The organism is Erythrobacter sp., from assembly GCF_038133525.1.
In the GTDB taxonomy this organism is placed as follows: domain Bacteria; phylum Pseudomonadota; class Alphaproteobacteria; order Sphingomonadales; family Sphingomonadaceae; genus Qipengyuania.
On the sequence record NZ_JAYPTL010000118.1, the window covers coordinates 1 to 3440 of the forward strand.

Consider the following 3440-nt stretch of genomic DNA (forward strand, 5'->3'; position numbering starts at 1 on the left):
GGTATAGGCGTTGTGCGTGGCAAAGGCGGGGTAGATCGCATCGTCCGCTGCCAGCAGCCGTTCGGCGCAGGCGAGGTAGCTGACATCGGTTGCCAGCTTGCGCGTGAAGACCGGGAAGTCACTGTAGCCGCCGACCTGGCTCAGCTTGATCTCGGTATCCCAATAGGCGCCCTTGACCAGGCGGACGAAGAAGCGCCGGTCATGCTTGCGCGCCAGTCGCGCGATCCAGTCGCACAGCGGCACGCCGCGCTTCTGATAGGCCTGGATGGCCAGGCCGAAGCCCGTCCACTGGCTGCCGTCCGTGCGGTTGAACAGGCTGTCGTCGCTGGCGAGCGCTTCGATAATGTCCATCGACAGTTCGAGCCGCTCGGCCTCTTCGGCGTCGATGGTAAAGTGGATGTTGGCGTCGCGCGCATGGGCGGCAAGCTCGCGGATCATCGGCACCAGCTCGGCCACCGCCTGTTCGGCGTGGAGGAAACTGTATTTCGGATGTAGCGCCGAGAGCTTGACCGAGATGCCGGGCGAGGTTTCGACCCTGCCGCTCGCTTCCTTCGCCAGCCGCGCGATCGCGCGCTCATAGGACAGACGGTACCGTTCGGCATCGGCATAGGTCATCGCCCCTTCGCCGAGCATGTCGAAGCTGTGGGTCAAGCCCCTGGCGCGTTCGGGCGCGGCTCGCTTGAGCGCTTCCTCGATCGTGCGGCCGAAGACGAACTGGCCGCCAAGGATCTTCATTGCCTGCAGCGTCGCCTTGCGGATGACCGGCTCGCCGAGCCGGTTGACGGTGCGTTTGAGCGTCTTGCCGAGGCCCTTCTGCGCTTCCTCCGGCCGTTCGAGCACTTCGCCGGTCAGCATCAGCGAGAAGGTCGCGGCATTGACGAAGGTCGAGGAGCTTTCGCCCAGATGCTCGGCCCAGTCGATATCGCCGATCTTGTCGCGTATCAGCGCATCGGCGGTTGCCGCATCGGGTACGCGCAGCAGCGCTTCGGCGAGGCACATCAGTGCAATGCCCTCTTCGGTCGCGAGGCCGTATTGCTGCAGGAAGGCGTCGAGCCCGCTGGCCTTGCGTGCCCGGGCACCCTCGATCAGCCTGCCGGCAAGTTTGGCTGCTTCTCCATGCAGTTGCGAGGCGCGCGATGCCTGCGCCATGCGTTCGGCAACGATAGTATCTTCCTCGGCGCGATAGGCAGCGCGAAGGTCCTGGCGGGAAATGGGCTTGGGGGCGTTAGCGTGGGTGGCCATACGACTCGTTGCAACTGTTACGATGACGGGTCGGCCCTTGGACCCGCCGCAGCGTGCAATCAAGCGAAGTCGATGGGCGCTGTAGCGTTATCTGCCAGCGTCAGCTTGGGCGCAACAGCCGCCCCGCAACCGCCTCGAGCTTGGTCAGCAGGTCCTTGTCGTGGTGTTCGGGCGCGGTGATCACTGCATCGGTCAGCGCGTGGTCGATCGGCGAAGGGTTGCGCTTCTTCGGCAGGCCCTTGCAGAACGCCTCCACCGCCTTGCGCGCGATGGCCGCATTCTTGTTCATCTGTTCGATGATCTCGGCCACATCGACGCTCGCCTCGTGGTCGCGCCAGCTATCCCAGTCGGTGACCATGGCGAGCAGAGCGTATGGCAGTTCCGCTTCGCGGGCCAGTTTCGCCTCGGGCATGCCGGTCATACCGATCACCTCGGCCCCCCAGTGGCGATAGAGCTTGCTCTCGGCGCGGCTGGAGAATTGCGGGCCTTCCATCGCCAGGTAGGTGGCCCCCTCGCTGCATTCGCCGCCGGCAGCGGCAACTGCCTTCGCGGCGTGCTTCGACAGGCGCGGACAGACCGGCTCGGCCATGCTGACATGCGCGACGAAGCCGTCGCCGAAGAACGTCGAGGGGCGGCCCCTGGTGTTATCGATGAACTGGTCGACGGTGACGAAGCGCCCCGGCGGCAGTTCCTCCGACAGCGAACCCACCGCGCTGATGGCGAGGATATCGGTGCAGCCGGCGCGCTTGAGTGCGTCGATATTGGCCCGCGCATTGAGCGACGATGGCAGGATACGGTGCCCGCGACCGTGGCGCGGCAGGAAGCGTACGCGGACATGGCCAATGGTGCCGCACAGGATTTCGTCTGAAGGCTCCCCCCAGGGCGAATTGACCTTGATCCACTGCGCATCCTCCAGCGCGTCCATCGCGTAGAGGCCCGATCCGCCAATAATGCCGATGGTCCAGTCGCTCATGTTCTATATCCCGTATGCCAAGCTCTATAGTGTCTACGCCAAGCTGTGACCGTCCGGTTCCGGGCTTGGGTTAATGCGGATGCGTGGGTGGAGACTTGCGCGCGCGCTGTCCAGCCCCCAAACCACTGGTGTCGCCGCATCCGTATTCATGGCGCCTGACCCGAACCCTGCCTTGACAGCGGAGCGGCTTTCGCGCCGAACGGGCGCCCGATCCGCCGCCTACGCAGTCGAAGGGAACGACGATGCCCGAACAGCCGCTCCAGACGACCCTACCCGCGCTCGAAGAGCGGTTGCGCACGTTGCATGCCCGCACCGCCGATACGCCGCTATTCAATCCGGTGTTCCAGCTCTCGCTCGATCTTTCGCGCCAGCTCGAATCCGGTGCAACGAGCATCGGCGACCTCGCGAAGCTGGTCGACGAGCTGGAAGCGATCTCACTCGAATCGCGCGCTGGCCGCCTGCGCAAGCTGGTCAATCCGGCAGGAGCGCAAACTCGACTGGAGCAATTGGCCGCAGCCGACAGCGACTTCGACAACTTCCGTAATTTCTGGGAACGGCCGCACCTCCACGCAGTCTTCACCGCGCATCCCACCTTCCTGCTCACCCGTGCGCAGTCCGCCGCAGTGGCTGAGGCCGCGGCGAGCGGCGGCGCGATTGCCGCCAGCCCCGCGAGCGGGCGGCCTGACATTACACTGGCCTATGAGCATGAATGCGCGATGGCGGCGATCGCCCATGCCCAGGACGCGCGCGACCGGATCGTCGGCGCGGTGCTGCGTTCCGCCAGCGCCGCCTGGCCGCAGCAATGGCAAAGCCTCCGCCCACTGCCGTTCCGCTTCGCCAGCTGGGTCGGCTACGACATGGACGGGCGGACCGATATCAAGTGGTACACCTCGATCGCCTTCCGCCTGCTGGAAAAGGCCGAGCGGCTGGGGCGTTATGCCTCGTCGCTCGAGGCGATTGATCCGGGTCATGCCCTGCTGGCAACCTTGCGCGCGGCCGAAGCCCGCACCGCAGCGAGTGCTGCCGATTTCTCGGGCGACCTCTCCGATTCCAGCGCATTGTCGGCCGCGGCCAACCGATTGACCGCCGATGGGCCGGACAAGCTGCTTTCGCTGGCCCCGCTGATCGACCAGCTTGAGGCCGAGGCGGCATCGGCTGGAACCGATCGGGCCATTGCGCTGCGCACGCTGGCCGCCGCGATGCGCGCCGACGGGCTGGGCATGGG

General features: G+C 65.8%; 2 protein-coding genes and 1 pseudogene. 1 reads left to right on the forward strand and 2 read right to left on the reverse strand.

What is annotated here, in order from left to right; translation table 11 throughout:
• The coding region (locus tag AAFM29_RS16780; protein ID WP_341713891.1) for a proline dehydrogenase family protein at positions 1-1242 on the reverse strand (1242 nt) is incomplete at its 3' end.
• Positions 1243-1342: 100 nt separating this feature from the next.
• Entirely contained in the window at positions 1343-2215 is an 873-nt protein-coding gene (gene mtnP / locus AAFM29_RS16785; RefSeq protein ID WP_341713892.1) for an S-methyl-5'-thioadenosine phosphorylase, read from the reverse strand.
• A gap of 242 nt (positions 2216-2457) precedes the next feature.
• On the opposite strand from mtnP, the pseudogene AAFM29_RS16790 reads away from it, so the two are divergent.
• A pseudogene (locus tag AAFM29_RS16790) lies at positions 2458-3440 on the forward strand (phosphoenolpyruvate carboxylase); the annotation flags it as partial.

Bases quoted from the DNA above. Each gene is read 5' to 3' on its own strand.
- mtnP (WP_341713892.1), bottom strand. From the start codon at position 2,215: ATGAGCGACTGGACCATCGGCATTATTGGCGGATCGGGCCTCTACGCG.